At 48.8% G+C, this 21743-nt stretch carries 17 protein-coding genes and 1 tRNA gene; 15 read left to right on the forward strand and 3 right to left on the reverse strand.

The genetic code is table 11. The annotated features are described in order from the left end of the window. Window positions 1–38 precede the first annotated feature (38 nt). Window positions 39–1046 carry a gliding motility lipoprotein GldB gene (gene gldB / locus J2I46_RS06730; RefSeq protein WP_207328255.1) on the reverse strand — a complete coding sequence of 336 codons (1008 nt, stop codon included), beginning with the start codon at window positions 1044–1046 and terminating at the stop codon, window positions 39–41. 41 nt (window positions 1047–1087) lie between these two features. On the opposite strand from gldB, the gene J2I46_RS06735 reads away from it, so the two are divergent. The 3 genes from J2I46_RS06735 (at window position 1088) to J2I46_RS06745 (ending at window position 4421) form a co-directional block, all read left to right on the forward strand. Then, window positions 1088–1906 (forward strand): outer membrane beta-barrel protein, encoded by an 819-nt coding sequence (locus J2I46_RS06735; RefSeq protein WP_207328256.1) that lies wholly within the window; start codon window positions 1088–1090, stop codon window positions 1904–1906. Between the two features lie 125 nt (window positions 1907–2031). Beyond that, a complete protein-coding gene (locus tag J2I46_RS06740; RefSeq protein ID WP_207328257.1) occupies window positions 2032–3480 on the forward strand; it encodes a DEAD/DEAH box helicase in 1449 nt (482 codons plus the stop codon). A gap of 23 nt (window positions 3481–3503) precedes the next feature. Then, on the forward strand, window positions 3504–4421 hold the full coding sequence (locus J2I46_RS06745; protein WP_229379640.1) for a tetratricopeptide repeat protein: 918 nt from the start codon (window positions 3504–3506) through the stop codon (window positions 4419–4421). 176 nt (window positions 4422–4597) lie between these two features. On the opposite strand, the gene J2I46_RS06750 is transcribed toward J2I46_RS06745, so the two are convergent. Next, window positions 4598–5629 carry a toxin-antitoxin system YwqK family antitoxin gene (locus J2I46_RS06750; RefSeq protein WP_207328258.1) on the reverse strand — a complete coding sequence of 344 codons (1032 nt, stop codon included), beginning with the start codon at window positions 5627–5629 and terminating at the stop codon, window positions 4598–4600. Between the two features lie 184 nt (window positions 5630–5813). On the opposite strand from J2I46_RS06750, the gene fcl reads away from it, so the two are divergent. Then, entirely contained in the window at window positions 5814–6755 is a 942-nt protein-coding gene (gene fcl, locus J2I46_RS06755; protein ID WP_207328259.1) for a GDP-L-fucose synthase, read from the forward strand. 61 nt (window positions 6756–6816) lie between these two features. On the opposite strand, the gene J2I46_RS06760 is transcribed toward fcl, so the two are convergent. Continuing rightward, window positions 6817–7449, reverse strand: coding sequence for an acetyltransferase (locus J2I46_RS06760; protein ID WP_207328260.1), 633 nt, complete (start codon window positions 7447–7449; stop codon window positions 6817–6819). A 93-nt stretch (window positions 7450–7542) separates the two neighbouring features. Here J2I46_RS06760 and J2I46_RS06765 point away from each other — a divergent pair, with 93 nt between their 5' ends. The 11 genes from J2I46_RS06765 (at window position 7543) to J2I46_RS06815 (ending at window position 21732) form a co-directional block, all read left to right on the forward strand. Beyond that, the gene (locus J2I46_RS06765; RefSeq protein ID WP_207328261.1) at window positions 7543–8409 is read left to right on the forward strand and encodes a UDP-2,3-diacylglucosamine diphosphatase; all 867 of its coding nucleotides are present in this window, start codon (window positions 7543–7545) and stop codon (window positions 8407–8409) included. A gap of 6 nt (window positions 8410–8415) precedes the next feature. Then, window positions 8416–9549 (forward strand): glycosyltransferase family protein, encoded by a 1134-nt coding sequence (locus tag J2I46_RS06770; RefSeq protein ID WP_207328262.1) that lies wholly within the window; start codon window positions 8416–8418, stop codon window positions 9547–9549. A gap of 171 nt (window positions 9550–9720) precedes the next feature. Then, window positions 9721–12144: a penicillin acylase family protein gene (locus J2I46_RS06775; RefSeq protein ID WP_207328263.1), complete on the forward strand. Its 2424-nt coding sequence runs from the start codon at window positions 9721–9723 to the stop codon at window positions 12142–12144. Between the two features lie 88 nt (window positions 12145–12232). After that, a complete protein-coding gene (locus J2I46_RS06780; RefSeq protein ID WP_207328264.1) occupies window positions 12233–12592 on the forward strand; it encodes a hypothetical protein in 360 nt (119 codons plus the stop codon). 36 nt (window positions 12593–12628) lie between these two features. Continuing rightward, complete coding sequence (locus J2I46_RS06785; RefSeq protein WP_207328265.1) at window positions 12629–13228, forward strand: OmpH/Skp family outer membrane protein; 600 nt, start codon at window positions 12629–12631, stop codon at window positions 13226–13228. Between the two features lie 500 nt (window positions 13229–13728). Beyond that, on the forward strand, window positions 13729–14196 hold the full coding sequence (smpB, locus tag J2I46_RS06790) for an SsrA-binding protein SmpB (protein WP_207328266.1): 468 nt from the start codon (window positions 13729–13731) through the stop codon (window positions 14194–14196). Between the two features lie 100 nt (window positions 14197–14296). Continuing rightward, window positions 14297–14815, forward strand: a complete 519-nt coding sequence (locus tag J2I46_RS06795) for an HNH endonuclease (RefSeq protein ID WP_207328267.1) — start codon at window positions 14297–14299, stop codon at window positions 14813–14815. A gap of 228 nt (window positions 14816–15043) precedes the next feature. Further along, a complete protein-coding gene (rpsA, locus tag J2I46_RS06800; protein WP_207328268.1) occupies window positions 15044–16828 on the forward strand; it encodes a 30S ribosomal protein S1 in 1785 nt (594 codons plus the stop codon). Window positions 16829–16942: 114 nt separating this feature from the next. After that, window positions 16943–17013: transfer RNA gene (locus tag J2I46_RS06805), tRNA-Cys, on the forward strand. Window positions 17014–17232: 219 nt separating this feature from the next. Continuing rightward, the gene (locus J2I46_RS06810) at window positions 17233–18573 is read left to right on the forward strand and encodes a c-type cytochrome (RefSeq protein ID WP_229379641.1); all 1341 of its coding nucleotides are present in this window, start codon (window positions 17233–17235) and stop codon (window positions 18571–18573) included. A gap of 45 nt (window positions 18574–18618) precedes the next feature. Then, a complete protein-coding gene (locus J2I46_RS06815; RefSeq protein ID WP_207328269.1) occupies window positions 18619–21732 on the forward strand; it encodes a TAT-variant-translocated molybdopterin oxidoreductase in 3114 nt (1037 codons plus the stop codon). The last annotated feature ends 11 nt before the right edge of the window (window positions 21733–21743 follow it).

Below are 21743 nucleotides of genomic sequence, written 5' to 3' on the forward strand. Positions count from 1 at the left end.
AGTAACTCTATCGTCTTGTGTCCAGTAACCAACGTCCTTTATAATTCGTCTTTCTGTCCCTTATAACCAGACTCCTGAAAAATTCGTCGCGCATCTGCGGTCTTCATTAGGTCTGGAATAGAGACTTTTTTCTCGTCATAATAACGACTGGCAATTCGCCAGCCCAGCCAGTCGCCAATACGACCCGGACAGCGGTTGCCGATTTCAACGGTAAAGGGCCGCTCGCCCATGTATCGTTTCTTTATATCCGCGTTGGTCTGGTAAAGCAGTTGATTATCGATAAAATGTGCCCAAACCTGATCCTGAGCATTAAACGTTTCGGTCAGTTGGCGGTCTGAATAACCGATGATCAGACTATCAGGGATTTCGGGCAACATGGTGCGCGTGAAAACCAAGCTTTTTCCGTTATAAACCATGTCGGCCAGAAGCGACTGATCAGCCCGATCTTGCGTATTAAATCGGTCGGATAAGAGGCGAACAATAGTGGGTACGATATAAGGCTGGGCGTAGCGACGGAGAATATATTGCGGAAACTCCTCGCCACGGGGCCGGTATTTGGCTTTTGGGCCCGCGAAGTAATCCAGGCCAATGATGATCAGGCTATCAGTAACAACAAGGTCTGGTCCCAGGAATCCGGTAATGAGGGTGGCTACGCGGGGAGGCCTGAAATCGGGGAAGTCACGTTTAATATTGGCAAAGGCCTCTGAAAGCTCACCAGCCAACTGGTCGGCGTTGCCAAACTCGGTCTGCGTTTGTTCGTAAAGTACTTTTAGTTCCGGGTTGCTGATCCGTGCGGTAAGTTCTTCGATCAGAGCTGTATCAGAAACGGGGTCCGTCGCGTTAAAGTACAATTGAACTTCGTTCTTGTGTTTTGCTAAAAAGGCTTTTATATCAGCGGGCGACTTGCTCGAGAAGAGGGCCTGATCGAGCCGTTCGATAGAGACCAACTCGGGTTTGGTACAAGAATTGACTACTATAGACAAAATAAGGCTCAAGCTGGTTATCAATAAACTGAAAAACCGGCGTGAGCTGACCCTAACTCCCATATGAGATGGCATTTTTAGCTGTCTTTGAAACGTGCAAAATTATGGAAAAAGTTGCAGCCTCCGGCCTGCTTCTTAGCGCAGTAGCGGCATTGCTGCTTGTATCGCCTGCACAAGCGCAGGTACGTCGCTCAGGTGCAGTATCAACCAAACGCCCGGCGGTGGTGATTTCGCGTGACTACGAGATCGAACGAAACGAACGGAAGCGCAACCAGTTTGATGATTTTACTCGACCTGCGCGTTTAATTGAAATGAGCTTTCGGTTTGCTCCCAGCTTTTCATACAACACAGCCGAGGGAGCGGGGGCATACAGCCAGTTTCAAACCAACGGCGTTGGCGTACGCATGAGCGTAGGGCCATCGCTCGATTACTTTTTCTTCAGAGATCGTTACGCCTTTAGCTCCGGATTATGGTACACTATCAAGCGGTCATCGTTTGTCATTCCGGGGTCGTTCGGGCAGGATGTATTCCGGCCGGGCCAGTCGCCGGGCGAATCGGTGTATAATTTACAGTACCTGCAAATTCCGTTGACAGTGAAGATGTATGCCAACGAACTTGGCCCTAGTATCCGTGGCTACATCCAGTGTGGCGGCTTGCTAGACATCAAGCTGGCTGAAAAGGCGTTGTATCAGACCACTAATCCGTTGTATAAGTATGCCACGTCGGGCGGTAGTTATCAACGTCAGTATGGATTCGCCGACGTAGGGGTGTTACTTGGCGCGGGCATTCAGTATAAAATCAACAGCGTTAATGCCGTAAATCTGGGCTTAAGTTACCAGCGCGGTCTGCTGAATGCTTTCCGCAACGATGCGCTTGAGTCGCGTAATAACACAGTAGCTGTTGAGATGGGGTTTAAATTTTAATAGTTGGGAGTCGGTAGTCGTAAGTCGCCCTGCTTTGGAACGTACCTGCGATAAGCGGAGCTCTTACGACTATTGACTTACCTACTTACGGCCATCCAGACTGCTGACTTTCGTACCTTTGTGGTATGAATTCAACAACAAGTGAGCCAACGCCAGAGAAAACGCCGTCGTTTGATGACTTTGCGCTCAATCGTCAGTTACTCAACGCCATAGCCGATGCCGGCTATACTGAACCTACGCCCATTCAGTTAAAAGCTATTCCAACGATTCTGGGTAACCACGACGTATTGGGCATTGCGCAAACAGGAACGGGAAAAACGGCCGCCTACCTGCTCCCTGTACTGATGCGGATCAAATACGCGCAGGGCACTACGCCACGTGTGCTTATTCTGGCACCCACCCGTGAGTTGGCCATGCAGATCGATCAGACCATAACTGAGCTTGCCAAATACACAGATATACGTCATGTTGCCCTGTATGGCGGTTTAGGCCCTAAGAAACAAATTGAGCAGTTGCAGGCAGGCGTCGATATCATCGTAGCTACACCAGGCCGTTTCAACGATCTGTATCGGGCGGGCGAAGTGGTGACGAAAGATCTGAAAACGATGGTTCTCGATGAAGCCGATAAGATGATGGATATGGGCTTCATGCCCCAGATCCGGGCTATTTTGGAGGTGATTCCCCGCAAGCGGCAAAACCTTCTTTTCTCTGCCACATTCCCCGACCGGGTTGAGCGGTTATCGTCTGAGTTTCTCGAAGCGCCTATCAGGCTAGAAGTAACGCCAGAGACGATGACGGCAAAAATGGTTGATCAGGTGATCTACGAAGTGCCCAACTTCCGTACGAAAATAAATCTGCTCAACTTCCTGATCACACAGGATACATTTCAGCGCGTAATTGTCTTTGCCCGTACGAAAACCAACGTCGAGAATATTTATAAATTTCTCGCCCGAAAAGTGTTTGAGGCTGGAGAGGTGCGGGTCATTCACGCTAACAAAGGACAGAATACGCGGATCAACTCGATGGAGGCGTTCAAAGAGGGAAACGTTCGGGTGTTGGTTGCTACAGACGTTGCCGCACGCGGAATAGACGTTGCCGAAGTGTCGCACGTGATCAATTTCGACGTACCTATCATCTATGAAGATTACGTACACCGGATTGGACGCACCGGACGAGCCAACCATACAGGGGAGGCTATCACGTTTGTGACGATGGCCGAACTGTACCATGTTGAGAAGATCGAAAAGATCATCAAGATGAAAGTGCCCCGTCAAGCGATTCCTGAGCAGGTGATGCAGGTAGAAACGCCGTTTGAAGAGCAACAGGATATGTTGCGCGAGGTGGATGAGCAACGAAGGAAAGAAGATCCTACTTTCAAAGGAGCATTTCATGAGAAGAAAGAGCACCCGGGCCGTGACCGAAAGCAAAAGGCAGCATCGAAAAGCAAGACGCCGGGGGTTGGACGCCCAGCCAGCGCATTAAAAAAATCGTCGCCGCGGCCAGGTGGCAGACCGCCAGGACGCTCAGGATCAGCGTCGCGAGGGCCAAAAAAACCGGGTGCTGGTCGCCGGTAATTAGCAACTATGTACTAACTTCAATGCCCCGTCGTTCTACGGTAGCTATGCAATATCATCGTAAGCAATCAGGATCAGTCTATCAGCCCTATACGTCAGGTACGTCCCTGCGTGTTTGGGAGGCAACCGCCCTATTGTTATTGCTGTTACCAGGCCTTGCTTTAGGGCAGGCCCGGACACCTGTTATGGTTAAAGCAACCAAACAGGCGCCCGTGAAGGCATCAGACGTACATACGCCAGACAGCCATACGGCCGATCTATCCTCAACAAGGGTTATCGCGTCGGCAGCTACCGACGTTGCTAAGAAGCCTGTGCTGGCCGAGCGCATCATTGACGCCCGGATACTTCCTTTGTTCGGAGAGCGGTCGAAATCGCCTACACAGATTGAAGAAGAAATCCATTTCCTGAATGATTGTGATCAGAGCTTCACGTCGAGGGAAGAGGCCAGCCAGTTCTTCTCGTCGCGAGGTTGGGAGTATATCGGAGAAGCGCAACTGGATACGGCGGCTTACCGGTTCAATCTGGCCTATATTCTGAACGACAAAAACCCCGATGTGTATTGGGGGCTCGGCGTTGTTTCCTACCAGCGCAACCAGTTAACTGATGCTGTTCGGATGTTGAAGCGGGGCGTTGCCTTGTCAGACACAAACGCCGTAATGCTGACCGATCTGGCAACGGTTGAATTAGAGCAATATCAGGCTAAATCGGATACGGCTAGTTTAGACGATGCTCGTGAGCACCTGCAGAAAGCCCTCTTCCTGCGCCCGGATCATGCAACGGCTTATTCCAAGTTATCAATTGCCAGCTACCTTCAGGCCGATTACCGGTCGGCCTGGATGTACTTGCACAAAGCCTATAAGATCGAGATTTCTAGCCTTGATCTGACGTACCTGCAAGAGCTACTTGCCAAGCAGCCTGATCCGTTAGGCGTATTTAAGTAGCGTACCTGTTTTATAGATAAGGCCCCGTGAAGTTGATTTCACGGGGCCTTCTTCTTTGTAGTGGTTCTTGAAATCGCTTCATCTTGAAGGAGTTGTCGCCCTAAGCCGGGGGCACCCACCCTGTTGAAGGGCTGGCTGTAAGCAGTGCATATCCACTCAAAGACAACTCCCCCAATTCACTGATTTTCTTCTTCTTCAGACCCAGTGCTTGTTTCTTTCGGCCGTTCGTAGGTGATTTTGCCTTTTTCATCCCACTCTGATAGAACGACGGGCTCAGTATCGCCCTCCCACCGGTCGCGAGCGTATTGCGTAACCCGGCGCCGGAACCGGCGGGTAGTAGATGCGTAATACTCTGTCCAGCGGCCTACTTTCACTCCGTTATCATATTTGCCTTCTTCGGCCAATTGCCCATTGGGGTGGTAGGCCAGGTACGTTCCTTTCAGTTTGCCATATTCGTAAGGCATCACTTCTTTCACTTTGGTATGGGCCGAATCATAATAAGCGATATAAGCATCGGCCGGAAAGCCACGATGATACCGCACTTTATCGGTTAACATGAACTTGGCGTCGTACTTTTCCCAGCGGCCGTCTTTAGCCCCCATATAGTAGAACCCTTCTTCAACCAGATCCCCGTTCTGATACCGTTTATAAGGGCCATGCATCAAATAAACGCCCGTCATATCTTTTGTTAACGCCCTGATTTTGGCTTCTTTAGCATTGAAGCCGAAGTTTTCGCGCACATAAGGGCTGGGGTCTTGCCAGGTTTTGAGCACATGAAATTCTTCAATAATCGTTCGATCGCCAGAGCCAATTTTGATGAACTGCCGAATCATGGGTAGCCCTTCATAGTCTGTTTTCGATACTTTTTTCTTTTCCCGCTTCTCGCCTTTGTTCTTTTTAAACGAACTGAGCTTCAGGCCTAAGTCTGGTATACTACTGCCAAGCATATCGCTCAGCCTGTTGCCTGCTGAATCTTTATTCGAAACGCTGGCCGGTAAGCCATAGGCCGTAGTAGACAGCGGGTTATCGGCTATTGCTGAGGGTACACCAGCCTGTTCGGCTATTTTTTTTAGAAAACTACCTTTTTGCTTCTTCGGAACGGCTACGGGCGGCCCAGCCGCTGTAGTCAGAGCTGATGGAGCCGTTTGCGCCAGCACGAAGGAACTGGCAGACAGTATGATCAAAAAGAGCGAAAAGCAACGAAACATGGAGATTTTAAGCTGGTTTAAGAATCGGCCAACTGGTTTATGAGCAGACGGGAATCGTTGGGCAGTTGAAGGTGTTAACTTTACACCGTCGCGGCTACACCATTATGGATGCAACGCGTTAGGGTAACGATTATTTCACAAAAAAGGGCCTAACTCTATAGAATAGGCCACGGATTCATTCACAGTGGAAAAACAGGCTAAAATTTATGTTGCTGGTCACCGGGGTATGGTAGGTTCGGCTATTGTTCGGCAATTGGAAGCTGGCGGTTACACAAACATCATTTCCCGCACTTCGTCGGAGTTAGATCTTCGTAATCAGGCGGCTGTGGCCGACTTTTTTGCGGAGCAAAAACCTGAGTATGTGTTTCTGGCGGCGGCTAAGGTAGGCGGTATTCTAGCCAACAACATTTATCGGGCCGATTTTCTGTACGAGAATCTGATGATCGAGGCCAATATCATTCATAGTGCGTTTCAGCACGGGGTAACTAAATTGCTGTTTCTTGGCTCGTCCTGCATTTATCCCAAAATGGCTCCACAGCCACTGAAAGAAGACTCACTACTGAGTGGTTTCCTGGAGCAAACAAATGAGCCGTATGCTATTGCCAAAATTGCCGGTATCAAACTATGCGAATCGTATCGCAGCCAGTATGGTGCCAACTTCATTTCGGCCATGCCGACCAATCTGTATGGACCCAATGACAACTACGATTTACAGGGCTCGCACGTATTGCCCGCATTGATCCGGAAGTTTCATGAGGCTAAAGTAAACGGCCAGCCGTTTGTTGAAGTGTGGGGTACAGGTTCGCCACTGCGCGAGTTTATGCACGCCGACGATCTGGCCGAGGCTTGCGTCTTTCTGATGAACAACTACGACGGTGAACAATTTGTCAACGTGGGTACGGGTGAAGACCTGACCATCCGCGCGTTGGCCGAGATGGTGAAAGATGTTGTTGGTTTCGACGGCGAACTCCGCTGGAATACCGAAAAGCCCGATGGTACCCCCCGCAAACTAATGGACGTATCCCGTCTGCACGCAATGGGGTACAAACACAAAATTGATCTGCCGGAAGGGCTTGAAAAGACGTACCAGGATTTTCTCAAGAATGAGGAAGTGTATGTAGGCTAGTTAGCTTCGGCCAGACTTACTATTCCCCCAAGGTCTACTGAAGACGTTGGGGGAATACTTTTTACAACCCCTTTGCCGGGTTGCCGAATATGGTAGCGTTTGCAGGTACGTTCTCAACAACTACCGAACCGGCGCCCACGCGGGCCCCTTTGCCCACGGTGACACCCGCCACCAAAACGGCGCCAGTGCCGATATAGGCCCCTTCCTCCAGTGTTACGCCGCTGTTGATCACCGCGCCGGGACCCACCTGTACATAGTCACCAATCGCTGCCCGGGTATCGATAATCGCTCCGGCCAGAAGTACGCAATGCTGCCCAACGATGGCCATTGGGTTTACGGTCACGCGTGCGGCAATCAGGTTACCGTGGCCAATGGTGGCCAGCGATGAGATTATGGCCGTATCGTGAATAGCATTAACGGGCTGGGTCTTGCGACGTTCATTCAACAGCTTCACCAGTTTCTTACGCACCCGCCCGTCGCTAATGGCTACGAACGATTCGGTCTTCTGACCAATCAGTTTCAGAAAACCATCATCGTCGGTGTCGCCCAGAACAGGCACTACGCCAAATTCCTGTCCATGCAGGGCTTTATCATCATCAAGAAAGCCGTAGACAACAACAGAATTGCGCTGAAAGATGTCTAAGGCGGTGAGGCCGAGGTTACCGGCACCAAAAATCAATACGGGATTTTCCATTCGTAATAAGTAGGCAATATTGAGGTATATATCGTCTTGATTTGGTAATCAGTCGATAAAAACCAGTTCATATGTAGCGGGTAAGTTTGGGTCATGAAACAGGCAACGCTGTTCAGGACCATTGTGTTATCCGACCTGCATCTCGGCACAGCCGGATCGAAGGCTAAAGAGGCAACGGATTTTCTGAAATACCATTCGTGTCAGAAGCTTATCCTCAACGGCGACATTATCGACGGCTGGCAGCTTCGCCAGCACGGTGTCTGGAAGAAAAAACACACTGCTTTTTTTAAGGTCGTTTTAAAGCAAATCGTTCATCACGATACCAAAGTCATCTATCTCCGTGGTAATCATGATGACTTTCTGGATCAGGTACTGCCGCTACAGGTCGGCCGCAATTTTCGTATCCAGCGCGATTATCTCCTCAAATCGGTTAACCCCGCCGGCGAGCGCAGCTTCTACGTTACCCATGGCGACGTGTTCGATTCGATCACCTCGCACATGAAATGGCTGGCCTACCTGGGCGATATAGGCTATACGTTCCTGCTTTGGGTCAACAAACTCTATAATCAATATCGCGCGTGGCGAGGGTTGCCTTATTATTCGCTGTCGCAAACGGTGAAACAGCGCATCAAATCGGCGGTGAGCTACATCTCTGATTTCGAGGAAAAGCTGACCGAACTGGCCCGCGCCCGCCACTGCGATGGAATTATCTGCGGCCATATTCACCAGCCAGCCATTCGGCAAATCAACGGCCTCATTTACATGAACTCCGGCGACTGGGTTGAGTCGCTCAGTGCCCTGATTGAAGATCACGACGGTAACTGGAATCTGCTGTACTACTCATCCGATATGGCCGCGAGTGCCGGTAACGTACCTGACGATGCTGACGAAGGAATTCAACCAGATGATACGGAATCGATTCAACAGGTGATTTTAAACGACGTTTTCGCAAAACGCTAACCAACTATGCGCTTCCTATTTGTTATTCAGGGTGAAGGCCGAGGGCATCTGACCCAGGCTATATCGCTGGCGCAGATTCTTCAGGCCGCCGGACACAGCGTAGTTCGGGCCATGGTCGGGCTGGCTGACCGTCGGCCGATTCCTGCCTTTTTTGCCGAACAGTTTCCAGCCCCGTACACGCCCCTGACTACGCCCGAACTGGTTTACTGCCCCACCACAAACTGTCTGAATCTAGGCGCTACGCTACGGCGGGCGGTTACACAACTGGGTACGTTCCGGAGCAGTATGCGGCAGTTGAACCAGGTTATCGAGCAGGAACGCCCGGATGTGGTGATCAATTTTTTTGAACTCTTATGCGGCCTGACGTATGCCTTTCATAAGCCAGCGGTTCCTGTGATCAGCGTGGCGCATCAGTTTATGGCGCTGCACCCCGATTTTCTTTTTCCTGCAAAGAAAAGGCTCGATAAAGCGTCGTTTCTGGCGTTGGTTCGGCTTAATGCCATTGGCTCTTCGGAATTGCTTGGTCTATCATTCGATCAGCAGTCTGATGTACCTGAGCGGCGGTTACGGGTAGTACCGCCCTTGTTGCGAAGTGAAGTCATGACGCTCAAGCCAACCAACGAATCGTTTTTTCTGGCCTATACCACACAAGCTGGCTTGCGTTCTGTGGTGTATGGGGCACATCATCAGCAACCCGGGCAATCGCTTCGCTACTACCACGCCGGTGTAGGTAACCCGGAAGAACAGGTTGACGATACGTTGACGGAGTGCAAACTCGACGGACAGCGGTATTTGACTGATATGGCTCGTTGTAATGCCGTGATTACAACGGCGGGGTTCGAATCAGTTTGTGAGGCGATGTATCTGGGTAAACCAGTGTTGATGATGCCACAGCCGAATCACTACGAACAGGCCTGTAACGCCCTCGACGGGCAGCGGGCGGGCGCTGGTATTGCTTCCGATACGTTCGATTTACCCCGATTGATTGGTTATCTATCTGAACATGATACGAAGGCCAACAAACGATTTCGTCAATGGCAAAGTCGGGTTAGTGGCTTATTTCTGGCGTCGCTAAGCCGGGCTGCCAACCCGCAAAAGACTGGTCAGTCGCAACGGACCGGCCGCGTTCAGACAGCTTGATGCAGTTATCAATGGGTAGGTATTGGCTGGTATAGGTACCCAGGTACGTTCCTCACCGGCGCAATTGAGAGGCATGCGCACTGCTGCTGTTCAGTGTTAAATGATAACTGATCTCTCATTATTGATAACTGATCGGAATTGCGCAATTTTGGCCCAAATAGGTCACTTTCTATGCGTATTCTAAAAGCTGCTCTCTCTACCTTCATTGCCGTTGCGCTCATCTATGCCCTGAACCGCAGTTGGGGGGCTGTTCCGGCAGTTGGGCCGTTACTTAGTCCGTTTACCGGATTCTGGCAGAACGCAGAAAAACCAGACCAGCTTCAGGCGAAGGAGATAGACCTTGACGGTACTCGTGAGCCCGTTGAGGTTGTGTTCGACAGCCTGCATATTCCGCACGTTTTTGCCAGGAACGACTATGACGCCTACTTTGCACAAGGCTATCTGACGGCTCGTGACCGGCTATGGCAAATGGAATTTCAGACTCATGCCGCGGCTGGTCGCCTGAGTGAAATTGTGGGGGATCGTGCCATTGAACTTGATCGATACAACCGTCGCCTTGGTATGGGGTTCGCCGCCGAAAAGTCAGTCGCGTTCATGATGGACGATCCGCGGACCAGGGAAACGGTTGATGCCTATACGGCCGGAATTAATGCATACATCGCGCAACTAAAGCCCGCTGATTACCCGCTGGAATACAAGTTGCTTGGTTATGCACCAGAGCCCTGGCAACCGATCAAGTGTGCTTATTTCCTTAAATACATGTCGGGTGTGTTGGCGTTGGGTGCTGATGATGTAGCCATGACCAATATTCTGGCTAAGTTCGGCCCCGACGTTACCCGTGATCTTTTTCCTGATTACCCGCACAAAGAAGACCCGATTATTCCAGTTGGGACAAAGTGGGATTTTCTACCGGTTTATTACCTTAAGTCGCCTAAAAACCCAAAGCCAGGTAAAGGTGATTTTGCCATGAACTGGCCGAGGCATGATCCGGCTATTGGCTCAAATAACTGGGCTGTTGGCGCTGAGAAGTCGGCTACTGGCTACCCAATACTGGCCAATGACCCACATCTGTCGCTTAGTTTACCTTCTATTTGGTATCTGATTCAGCTTCATACACCAACCATGAATGTTATGGGAGCATCAATGCCCGGTTCACCTGGCGTTATTGGTGGGTTCAACGAGAACATTGCGTGGGGGGAAACCAACGTGGGCTCTGACGTTCTTGATTTTTACAAGATCAAGTTCAAAGACAACAGCCGGCAAGAATATTGGTACGACAATAAGTGGAAACCCGTTACCCGCCGAATTGAAACGGTGAAGGTGAAAGGTAAACCCGACGTGATTGATACCGTATTATACACGCACCACGGGCCGGTTATGTATACGCAGGGCCAAAAGTCATTCGCCAGAAATTTTCCGGTTGGGTATGCCGTGCGTTGGGTGGCCCATGATGCCGCCAATGAGCTACTTTGCTTTTACCTGCTCAATCGGGCCAAAAACCATGATGATTATCGGGAAGCCATGCTGTCGTATGGTTCGCCTGCACAGAATTTCGTGTTTGCTGACGTACATAAAGACATCGCCATTTCGCCGAACGGCCGTTTTCCGCTGAAAAAGAAAGAGCAGGGCAAATTTCTGCTCGATGGCACGAACCCCGCTGATGATTGGCTGGCTTATATTCCAGCTGTTCATAATCCGCATGTAAAGAATCCAACGCGCGGTTTTGTTTCGTCGGCAAACCAATCGTCAACCGATCCAACGTACCCGTACTACTTGAACTGGCAGTTTGCGCCACCTGAGCGCGGCATGCGTATTAACCAGCGCCTTACGGCAATGGGAAAAGCCACAGTTGATAGCATGGCGAAGCTGCAATACGATAACTACAACCTGCGGGCGGCTAATCTATTGCCAAAGCTGCTGGTTCAGGTACGTTCAGGTACGTTATCAGCACCGCAACAGCAGGCATTGAAGACGGTTCAGCAATGGCGTTTCAATAATGATATTGCCGAAGTAGGAGCCACCATCTTCGTTGAATGGGAAAAGCGGTTTATGGATGCACTCTGGGCCGATGATATGCCCGATGCTGATACACTCCCTATGAAAATGCCCTCTGCCGACAGAACAATGCGCATGATCGACGAAAACCCAGCGGCTCGCTGGGTAGATGATAGCCGTACGCCTGCCCGCGAAACATTGGCCGATATTGTTACCCGTAGTTTTCAGATAACGGTTGACACCCTTACGAAACGGCATGGACCACAGGGTAATGCATGGCAATGGGCTACCACAAAGGCCACGCGTATTGCTCATCTGGCTCGCCTCGATGCACTCAGTGCGATGAATGTACAGGTAGGAGGGGGTACGTCCGTTGTCAACGCGACTACAACCCGAACCGGTCCTTCCTGGCGACTTGTAGTGGCTTTAGGACCAACTCCAAAAGGGTACGCTGCGTTGCCGGGCGGGCAATCTGGCAATCCGGGTAGTCATTATTACCTGAACATGCTGGAGCCCTGGCGTCGTGGGCAGCTTACACCCCTCCAATTCATGACTAGTCCAACCGCAGCGGGTACGTCTGTTCACTGGCAACTCAAATAAGCGTGGAGCGCCGAAGCTTCAGCTTCAGTAATAAACAGGTATTCATTGAACTCCCGAAGTTGATGCTTCGGTGCTACATACATAATTTATGGTCCCTATCCTTTTAATCGCGTTGCTGAGTCTGCTGGCCCAACTCGTATTACCCTGGTGGAGCGTCGCACTGGTTGCGTTTGCTTTTTGCTTTGGCCGACCTGTAAGTGGTGGCCGTTCGTTTTTATACAGTTTTCTAGGTGTTGGTCTGGTTTGGCTAGGCTATGCACTGCTGCAGCATAGTCAGTCGGGAGGAATTCTGACCAGCCGTATGAGTGAGGTGATAAAATTGCCGCCAACGCCTATCTATTTACTCGTAATTACTCCGCTGCTTGCTGGTTTAGTGGCCGGATTTGCTGGACTGTCAGGTTATTGGGTTCGGCAAACCGTATTACCGACCGTAGCCGTAAAATCGTAGCTTTGTCATACAAACCAATTTATAATCATTTAGCTCGTGAAGAATGCATCTCTGGCGATCAATATAGTGCTCGCCATCGCCGTAGCCGTACTGTACTATCTCCATTTCAAGGAACATAAGTCAGATGCTGACGTAAAAGAAACTCCTAAACTTGTTGAAGGCCGTAAACTGGTCTATGTGAACATCGACTCGTTGGCTTCTAATTACGACTATTTCAAAGACACCCGGAAGGTGCTCGAAAGCAAACAATATCAGTTAGAGAATGATATTCAGACGCGGGGTCGGTCGTTACAAAACGAAGTGGCCTTCTTTCAGCAACGGGCACAAACCATGACGCAGGAGCAGGGTCGTGCTGCCCAGGCATCTTTAGAGAAGAAAAACCAGGATCTGATGGCTTATCGTGAGCAGGCTGCCCAAGGTTTAGCTATGGAAAAAGCCAAAAAAGATGAAGAGCTGTATAACCAAATCTTCGATTACCTGAAGAAGGTAAATGGCCAAAACAAGTATGAAATGGTGCTGGGCTACCAGAAAGGAGGAAACATCCTTTTCGCTGATGGTGGCAGCGATGCCACGAAGCGTATCATTGATGGCCTCAACAAAGAGTATAAAGAGAAACAGGCTGCTGCCAAAAAATAGATTTTTAATTAATTTGACAAAAAAGCCAACTTACAGGTAAGTTGGCTTTTTTGTGGCATAAATTTTGTGATATGTTACCGGTATGGGCGAAAGATGTAAGCAAGATTGTTTTCTGTGACGAAAAGGCGAATTATGACCTTTTACATTAAAATTAGGCCGGTCTTTAATCGGTCCGGCATTGTTTTTGCCCTAAAATAAGTGCCTCACGTTGGTGCCTGCACAAGGCCGACGTCTACATCGCTCTGGCTGGTCGATGCCGTATTGGGTCCTGAGGCTGTGGCTTCAATGCCATGTGTAAGCGCGAGCTTTTACATGAAACGTTGGCCAGCCGGGCGACTTTCTAACGGTTTAGCGAGTATTTGGTAAACTTTCCGAACCCTGGTCTCACGACCGGGGTTTTCTTGTTTACACAGTATCACGAAATCAGGTACGTTATTGGCTGGAATCCCCAGACCTAGAATGGACCGATCACTTTGTAACCACCTAATGCCCTTTCTTGAATGGCCAGTACAGCAATTGTTAAACAAGTTGACATTCGAAACCGCAGGGCCTCGTTTGAATACGCTTTTATAGAGACGTATTCTGCCGGGTTAGTCCTTACGGGTACCGAGATAAAGTCGATCCGGCAGGGGAAAGTAAATCTCCAAGATGCGTATTGTCTGTTTTTAAACGACGAATTATATGTGAGGCAGATGAGTGTATCATCTTATACGGAAGGAACATATAATAATCATGAGCCTCTGCGTGATCGTAAATTACTGTTAACCAAGCGTGAACTCCGTAAGCTTGCCGAAAAGTTAAAAGATCAGGGCCTAACAATTGTGCCTGTACGCTTGTATACTAATCCAAGAGGTTTTGCCAAACTGGATATTGCGCTGGCAAAAGGCAAAAAGATGTTCGATAAGCGAGACAGCATCAAAGAGCGCGACGTTACACGAAACATACAACGTGGTGAGTATGATGGATAAACAGGGCTGAAGGCAACACGAAATTTAACGGCGCGTCGGACTTGGGGAAATGTGGATAAGTATGTAAATTGCTACGAAACAGAGGACTTACAACCGACACATGGGCAGGAAAGTTTTAGTCTTAAATCAAGATTACAGTGCGCTTAGCATCTGTTCCGTACCTAAAGCATTTTTGCTGGTTTATCTGAGCAAAGCTGAACTTGTTGCTGAATCGGAGGCCTTATTTCTCCGAACCGTTGACAAAGAGTTTCCGATGCCAACTGTTATTCGACTACATCGTTATGTACACCTCCCTTATAAAGGTGTTATGCTGACCCGGCAGAATATTTTTAGACGTGACGGTCACTTGTGCCAATACTGCGGTACTACCGATGATCTCACTCTTGATCACGTTATTCCAAAATCGAGGGGAGGTAAGACGAACTGGGATAACCTATTAACAGCCTGTAAGCGCTGTAATTCCCGCAAAGGTGATTTTACGCCGGAAGAAGCGAATATGCGAATGCGTCACAAACCGTTCAAACCTTCTTTCATTGTTTTCCTGCGAGAATTTTCTGGTGTTCTGGATGACAGCTGGATGCCTTTTTTAAGCAACAAGCGAGAGCGAATGTATGACTAACTGGAAAACCCGGCCTGAAGCCGGGTTTTTTGTTGACCCTTAATAAGTTAACAAATTAAGCTGACTGAACCTTTTCTGAACTACACTTGCTATCTTTGCAGTCCTTTTCATAAAGGGAGCGTTTAGGCCATGAAAAGCCATACTAAGCGCTTGGTCATGTTTAATCAAAATTCAGCCCGCGCTGACCCTGCAGGCTGACGTAACATTGGGTCGCGTTAAACTAGTTGTATGAGCAAATCGCAGCAAACTGCAAACTTGCCCGAATTTGATTGGGATCGGGCAGACAACAAAGGATTCGGTAGCGGCTATTCGGCCGACGAGCGGTCACGTATGGAGGAGATGTATGGAGATACACTCACCGAAGTAAACGAAAAGGATGTAGTAACGGGCACGGTCGTAGGGATTACTGACCGTGAAATTCTGTTGAACATCGGCTTTAAATCGGACGGCCTGGTGCCATCATCCGAATTTCGGGATCTGCCTGACCTGAAAGTTGGCGATCAGATTGACGTGTACATCGAAAATCAGGAAGACACGAATGGTCAGCTGGTTTTGTCGCGTAAGAAAGCCAAAGTTATCACCGCCTGGAAAAATATCCAGAAAGCACTTGACGAAGACCTCATCATTGATGGCTTTGTGAAGCGTCGTACCAAAGGTGGTTTGATCGTAGATATCTATAGCATTGAAGCCTTCCTGCCAGGTTCACAGATCGACGTTAAGCCGATTCGTGATTTCGACATTTATGTCGGTAAGAAGATGGAAGTGAAAGTGGTGAAAATCAACTACGCTAATGATAACGTAGTGGTTTCGCACAAAGTCCTGATCGAAAAAGATCTGGAAGCTCAACGCGCTCAAATTCTGAACAACCTCGAGAAAGGTCAAGTACTGGAAGGCGTGATCAAAAACATGACCAACTTCGGTGTCTTCATCGATCTGGGTGGTGTTGATGGTCTGCTGCACATCACTGATATTTCGTGGGGCCGTATCAGCCACCCATCAGAGGTGCTTACGCTCGATCAGCGCGTAAACGTTGTTGTTCTTGACTTCGACGAAGAGAAGAAGCGTATTTCACTGGGCATGAAGCAACTCCAAGCTCACCCTTGGGATGCTTTGACCGAAGACATTCAGGTTGGCTCGAAAGTAAAAGGCCGGATTGTGAATGTTGCCGACTACGGTGCGTTCCTCGAAATTATGCCAGGCGTAGAAGGGCTCATCCACGTATCAGAAATGTCGTGGTCACAGCACCTGCGTAACCCACAGGAATTCCTGAAAGTGAATGACGAAGTTGAAGCCGTTGTGCTGACACTTGACCGTCAGGATCGTAAGATGTCACTTGGCATTAAGCAACTTTCAGCCGACCCATGGACTCGTCCAGACCTGACGTCGAAATACGCTGTTGGCACACGTCACACAGGTATCGTTCGTAACCTGACTAACTTTGGCCTGTTCCTGGAACTGGAAGAGGGCATCGACGGTCTGGTACACGTATCAGATCTCTCGTGGACTAAGAAGATCAAGCACCCATCAGATTTCACCAAAGCTGGTGAGAACCTTGACGTAGTTGTTCTTGAACTGGATGTCGACAACCGTCGTCTGGCTCTTGGTCACAAACAACTCGAAGAGAACCCATGGGATACGTTTGAAGATACGTTCACCCTTGGCTCGGTTCACCGTTGCACGATCCTGTCTAAAAACGACAAGATGGCAACACTCGAACTGCCTTACGGTATTGAAGGCTTCTGCACACTGCGTAACCTTGCGAAAGAAGACGGTACAATCGCTGAAGTAGGTGAGTCACTTGACTTCCGCGTAACCGAATTCTCGAAAGAAGATAAGCGCATCATGCTGTCGCATACACGTACCTGGCAGGAGAAGAGTGAGCCAGCTAAAGAAGCGAAGCCAAAAGCTGCCAAAACTACGCCATCTACTTCGGCCCAGCCTGAGCGTGGTGCTACATTGGGTGACCTTAGCTCGCTTGCTGCTCTGAAAGAGCAGATGGAAAGCAAAAACTAATCGCTTTATAATTTGAGCGGATTAGCTCTCAAAAGGCGTCTTTCACAGAAATGTTGAAGGGCGCCTTTTGTTATTTGAGGCTAAAACCGTACGTTTGCATTCCCAAACCGATAAGGTTCCGTGGCCGAGTGGCTAGGCAGAGGTCTGCAAAACCTCGTACAGCGGTTCGAATCCGCTCGGAACCTCACTATGGTGTAGCCGCTAAGTAGCTAATACTTAGCGGCTATTTTTATTTGCGGGCTTTTTAGTCAAACCGTTAAGGCTACAGAAAAGGTAGACTTTTGGTGGGACTAGTATAGATTGAATCTAAGTAGAAAAAGTGGCCTCAAATAGCTTGGAATCGACTTTTGTATTCTGGCAATCGTGGCTTACTTTTGTGGGCCGATGATGTACATAGGTCAATTATGAAGGTGAAATTTGATTATAAATTAGTCGTTATGAGCCGTTTATCTAGGTTTTGCGGAGCGTTGACACTGGCAGCTTTACTGTTATTTCACGGTGGGCAGATGAACGCGCAGGACTCTACAGCAGCTCAAGGGGGCGGTGGCCCTGCAGCAGCAACTCCAGCAGCCGCTGCTGGAGGAGGTGGAGATGTAGCTAAGGGCAAGGAGTTGTTCGAGAACAACTGTAAAACTTGCCACAATGTAACTGCCGAAGCATTAGTTGGTCCTGGTCTGGCGGGCGTTCGGCAACGTACCCCTGGTGATGCTTGGTTGCAGAAGTGGATAAAGAACTCATCAGCGTTGATCGCTACAGGCGATGCTTATGCTGTTAAGATCTTTAACCAGTTTAATAAGACCCAGATGACCTCATTCACCAATCTGTCAGATGGTGATATTAAAAGCATTCTGGATTACATTGATTCTGAAAGTGCGCCCAAAGCTGCTGCAGTACCTGGCACGCCAGCTCCGGCAGGTGGAGGAAATGTAGCAACAACCGCTGCTTCATCTGGTCCATCGGAACTGTTCACTTTCGTATTGGTTGCTCTTTTGGTCGTTATGTTGCTGGTATTAGGCGTTCTGCTTGTTATCGTAACTATTCTATCTAAAGCAGTTGCCCCCCAAACAGGCGATGCCCTTGTTGGTACACAAACTACACCGCTTGTACAGCGCATTCGTAATGGATTAGTTGGCACGGTAAATAACTCAACTGTTCGTACAGTAGCTATCTGGCTATTCTTGTTCGTGGCTACGAAAATGTCGATCGATGGATTATACTCAATCGGTATTCAACAGGGTTATGCGCCGAAGCAACCTATCGCTTACTCACACAAATTGCATGCAGGTCAATACAAAATAGATTGTAACTACTGCCATACAGGTGTGAATAAAGGCAAGTCTGCTCATATTCCTTCAGCCAACATCTGTATGAACTGTCATGGTGTCATCAAGAAGGAGTCACCAGAGATTCAGAAAATTTACGCTGCTATTGAGCAGAATAAGCCAATTGAATGGATTCGGGTACATAACCTGCCTGATCTGGCCTATTTCAATCATTCACAACACGTAAATGTGGGTAATGTACAATGCCAGACCTGCCACGGTGAAATCCAGAAGATGGAGGTAGTTGAGCAGCGTTCATCATTAACGATGGGCTGGTGTATCGACTGTCACCGGAAGACAGAGGTAAATACGAAAGACAATGCTTACTATGACAAACTAGTTGCATTGCACCGTAAAGAGACTAAAGAGCCATTGAAAGTTGCCAATATTGGTGGCTTAGAATGTTCAAAGTGCCACTATTAATTTCTCAACTCAGCCAAACAGAGCATCTCTGACTGGATTAAGTATATGGAACAAGTAACCAAACGGTATTGGAAGGGTGTTGAGGAATTGCGTAATGACGCTACATACGTTAAGAACGCACAATCTGAATTTGCCGAGCCATCAGGAAGCGATCTGCAAAGTCTGATCGATGGTACGAATGCTCCCCGCCGCGATTTCTTAAAAACATTGGGTTTTGGTATGGCAGCCGTGTCACTGGCAGCCTGCGAAGCACCTGTACGGAAAGCAATTCCGTACCTGAATAAACCCGAAGGCACATTCCCTACTATTTCTGACTATTATGCATCAACATTTACAGATGGTGGTGATCACGCCAGCATTATAGTAGAAACGCGTGAAGGCCGACCCATTAAAATAGAGGGGAATCCCCTCTCAAGCTTATCAAGAGGTGGCACTACTGCACGGGTTCAGGCGTCTTTGTTATCGTTATATGACAACGAGAAACTGAAAGGGCCGAAGAGAGGTGAGACGGATATTGATTGGGCAACTGCAGATAAGGAGATCATCAGTCAATTGTCGACAATCGCTGCTCGTGGAGGGGCTATTCGAATTGTTTCGTCGACAATTGCCAGCCCATCCACAAAAGCAGTTATTGCTGATTTCGTGGCTAAGTACCCTTCCGCTCGTCATATTGTATACGATGCTAATTCTGCATCAGGTATTATTCAGGCAAACCAAGCCTCTTTTGGAAAAGCTGTCGTTCCTTCTTACGATTTCAGCAAAGCCAAAACAATTGTCAGTATTGGAGCTGATTTTCTGGGTACGTGGGTTGCGCCTCTTGATCACGCGAAACCTTATGCTAAAACGCGTAAGATTGGTGCTGTAGGCGGTGGAAACAAGGAAATGTCTCGTCATTACCAGTTTGAGACTATTCTGTCGATGACTGGTGCCAACGCTGATTACCGGGGTACATACAAGCCATCCCAGGAAGGACTTGTAGTTGCTAACCTATATAATAAGGTGGCCGCTAAACTGGGAGGTACTGCAGTCAACGTTTCTCCCGTAACAGTACAGTATCTTGATAAGGCTGCCGCCGATCTGATTGCTTCACGTGGCGCGGCAGTGGTTGTTTCTGGCTCAAACGATCCGAACGTTCAGATTCTTGTCAATGCGCTAAACAGCTTACTAGGGAGCTATTCATCAACGATCAACCTCAATGTGCCGGTAAATTATCGCCAGGGGAATGATCAGCAGATGAATGCCTTCATTGATGAGCTGAAAGGTGGTCGCGTACAGGCAGTTATGTTCTACATGGCGAATCCTGTGTATGATCATCCTCGTGGCGCTGAAATTGCTGATGCACTGCCTAAAGTTGGCTTGTCGTTATCATTTGGTGATCGTGCTGATGAAACTGGTTCACTTGTCAAGTATATGACCCCAGCCCCTCACTTCTTGGAGTGCTGGAATGATACTGAACCTAAGGCTGGCTTCTACAGCTTAACCCAACCTGCCATTACACACATCTTCAAAACTCGTCAGATGCAGTCGAGCTTGTTGACATGGGCAGGTAAAAGCAACGATTTCCAGGAATATGTTCGCAGTTACTGGCGCACCAATCTATTCCCGAAGGCAACTGGCTTTACAACGTTTGATGAGTTTTGGATCAAGTCATTGCATGACGGCGTATTCGAACCAGCTTCAGCAACAGTAGCTGCTGGCGGTGCTACGTTTGCTGGTAATGTCGCCGCTGCTTCTACAGGTATCAGCCAACGCTATAAGCCAACGACCGGTATTGAAGTTGCTCTCTACGAGAAAGTAGGTATGGGTACTGGCTCACAAGCTAATAATCCATGGATACAGGAGTTTCCAGATCCTGTATCGAAAGCTTGTTGGGATAACTACGCTGCTGTCTCTCAGAAAACAGCGACTGATCTTGGTGTTGAACAAAACGAAACACTTAAGATTGAAGTTGCTGGTAAATCGGTTGAGCTTCCTGTATTAGTTCAACCAGGGCAGGCAGACCAGACAGTGGCTATTGCTATCGGTTATGGCCGGTCTAAGTCAGGTAAATGCGCTAACGGTGTTGGCCAAAATGCTTATCCGTTAGCTTCCGTAATAGGGGGCACTGTAAGTATGGCTGCCGTAAATGCCGCCGTCTCTAAGGCAGGTGGCCGTCATGAAATTGCCCAAACGCAAACACACGAGACTGTGATGGGTCGTCGGGCCGTGTTACAGGAAGGCATTCTAGCTCGTTACAAGAAAAATCCGAAAGAAGGCCGCTACGAACCGAAGGTGGAAACTTCAGAAGGTGCTGTAACGCCAACAGATATCACGTTGTGGCATGGCTATGGTAAGCCTAACCATTCGTGGGGTATGGTTATTGACCTGAATTCATGTATTGGTTGTGGTGCTTGCGTAGTAGGCTGTATTTCCGAAAATAACACGCCAACAGTAGGCCGCGATGAAGTATTGGCTCGTCGTGAGATGCACTGGATGCGGATCGACCGCTATTATAGCAGCGACGCCGACTTTGAAAGCATGGGTGCTATTGAAGGTTATCGTGCGTTGGAAGTAGCGTCTGCAAATCCCGAGGTAACGTTCCAGCCAATGTTGTGCCAGCACTGTAGCAATGCGCCTTGTGAGACCGTTTGCCCAGTGTTAGCGACGACTCACAGCACAGAAGGCTTGAATCAAATGACGTATAACCGTTGCATTGGCACACGTTACTGCGCTAACAACTGCCCATACAAAGTGCGTCGTTTCAACTGGTTCAAGTATCACGACGAGGACAAATTTGACTACCAATTCAACAATGACCTCGGTAAAATGGTCATTAACCCTGACGTTACAGTTCGTGCGCGTGGGGTCATCGAGAAGTGTTCATTCTGCGTTCAGCGTATCCAGGAGGGTAAGTTGACAGCTAAAAAAGAACGCCGTCGACCATTGCCTGATGAAATTCAATCCGCTTGTGCTCAGGCCTGCCCAACGGATGCTATTATCTTCGGCGATATGAACAACCCAGAAAGCACTATTTCGAAGGTACTGTCAACTGAGTTGAATGAACGCGCTTTCCACGTTCTGGAAGAGATTAACGTTCGCCCGCAAATTGCTTACCTGACCAAAATCCGGAATAAAGAAGAAGGTCCTAAGCAGGAAACTACACAAGAAACACACGCGTAGGTCAACGTACT

The sequence above is a fragment of the Fibrella forsythiae genome (genome assembly GCF_017353175.1).
Classification (GTDB): domain Bacteria; phylum Bacteroidota; class Bacteroidia; order Cytophagales; family Spirosomataceae; genus Fibrella; species Fibrella forsythiae.

Bases quoted from the DNA above. Each gene is read 5' to 3' on its own strand.
- J2I46_RS06750 (WP_207328258.1), bottom strand. From the start codon at position 5,629: ATGTTTCGTTGCTTTTCGCTCTTTTTGATCATACTGTCTGCCAGTTCC.
- J2I46_RS06815 (WP_207328269.1), top strand. From the start codon at position 18,619: ATGGAACAAGTAACCAAACGGTATTGGAAGGGTGTTGAGGAATTGCGT.
- J2I46_RS06795 (WP_207328267.1), top strand. From the start codon at position 14,297: ATGGGCAGGAAAGTTTTAGTCTTAAATCAAGATTACAGTGCGCTTAGC.
- J2I46_RS06765 (WP_207328261.1), top strand. From the start codon at position 7,543: ATGAAACAGGCAACGCTGTTCAGGACCATTGTGTTATCCGACCTGCAT.
- J2I46_RS06775 (WP_207328263.1), top strand. From the start codon at position 9,721: ATGCGTATTCTAAAAGCTGCTCTCTCTACCTTCATTGCCGTTGCGCTC.
- J2I46_RS06810 (WP_229379641.1), top strand. From the start codon at position 17,233: ATGAAGGTGAAATTTGATTATAAATTAGTCGTTATGAGCCGTTTATCT.
- smpB (WP_207328266.1), top strand. From the start codon at position 13,729: ATGGCCAGTACAGCAATTGTTAAACAAGTTGACATTCGAAACCGCAGG.
- gldB (WP_207328255.1), bottom strand. From the start codon at position 1,046: ATGGGAGTTAGGGTCAGCTCACGCCGGTTTTTCAGTTTATTGATAACC.
- J2I46_RS06735 (WP_207328256.1), top strand. From the start codon at position 1,088: ATGGAAAAAGTTGCAGCCTCCGGCCTGCTTCTTAGCGCAGTAGCGGCA.
- J2I46_RS06770 (WP_207328262.1), top strand. From the start codon at position 8,416: ATGCGCTTCCTATTTGTTATTCAGGGTGAAGGCCGAGGGCATCTGACC.
- J2I46_RS06740 (WP_207328257.1), top strand. From the start codon at position 2,032: ATGAATTCAACAACAAGTGAGCCAACGCCAGAGAAAACGCCGTCGTTT.
- rpsA (WP_207328268.1), top strand. From the start codon at position 15,044: ATGAGCAAATCGCAGCAAACTGCAAACTTGCCCGAATTTGATTGGGAT.
- J2I46_RS06780 (WP_207328264.1), top strand. From the start codon at position 12,233: ATGGTCCCTATCCTTTTAATCGCGTTGCTGAGTCTGCTGGCCCAACTC.
- J2I46_RS06745 (WP_229379640.1), top strand. From the start codon at position 3,504: ATGCCCCGTCGTTCTACGGTAGCTATGCAATATCATCGTAAGCAATCA.
- J2I46_RS06760 (WP_207328260.1), bottom strand. From the start codon at position 7,449: ATGGAAAATCCCGTATTGATTTTTGGTGCCGGTAACCTCGGCCTCACC.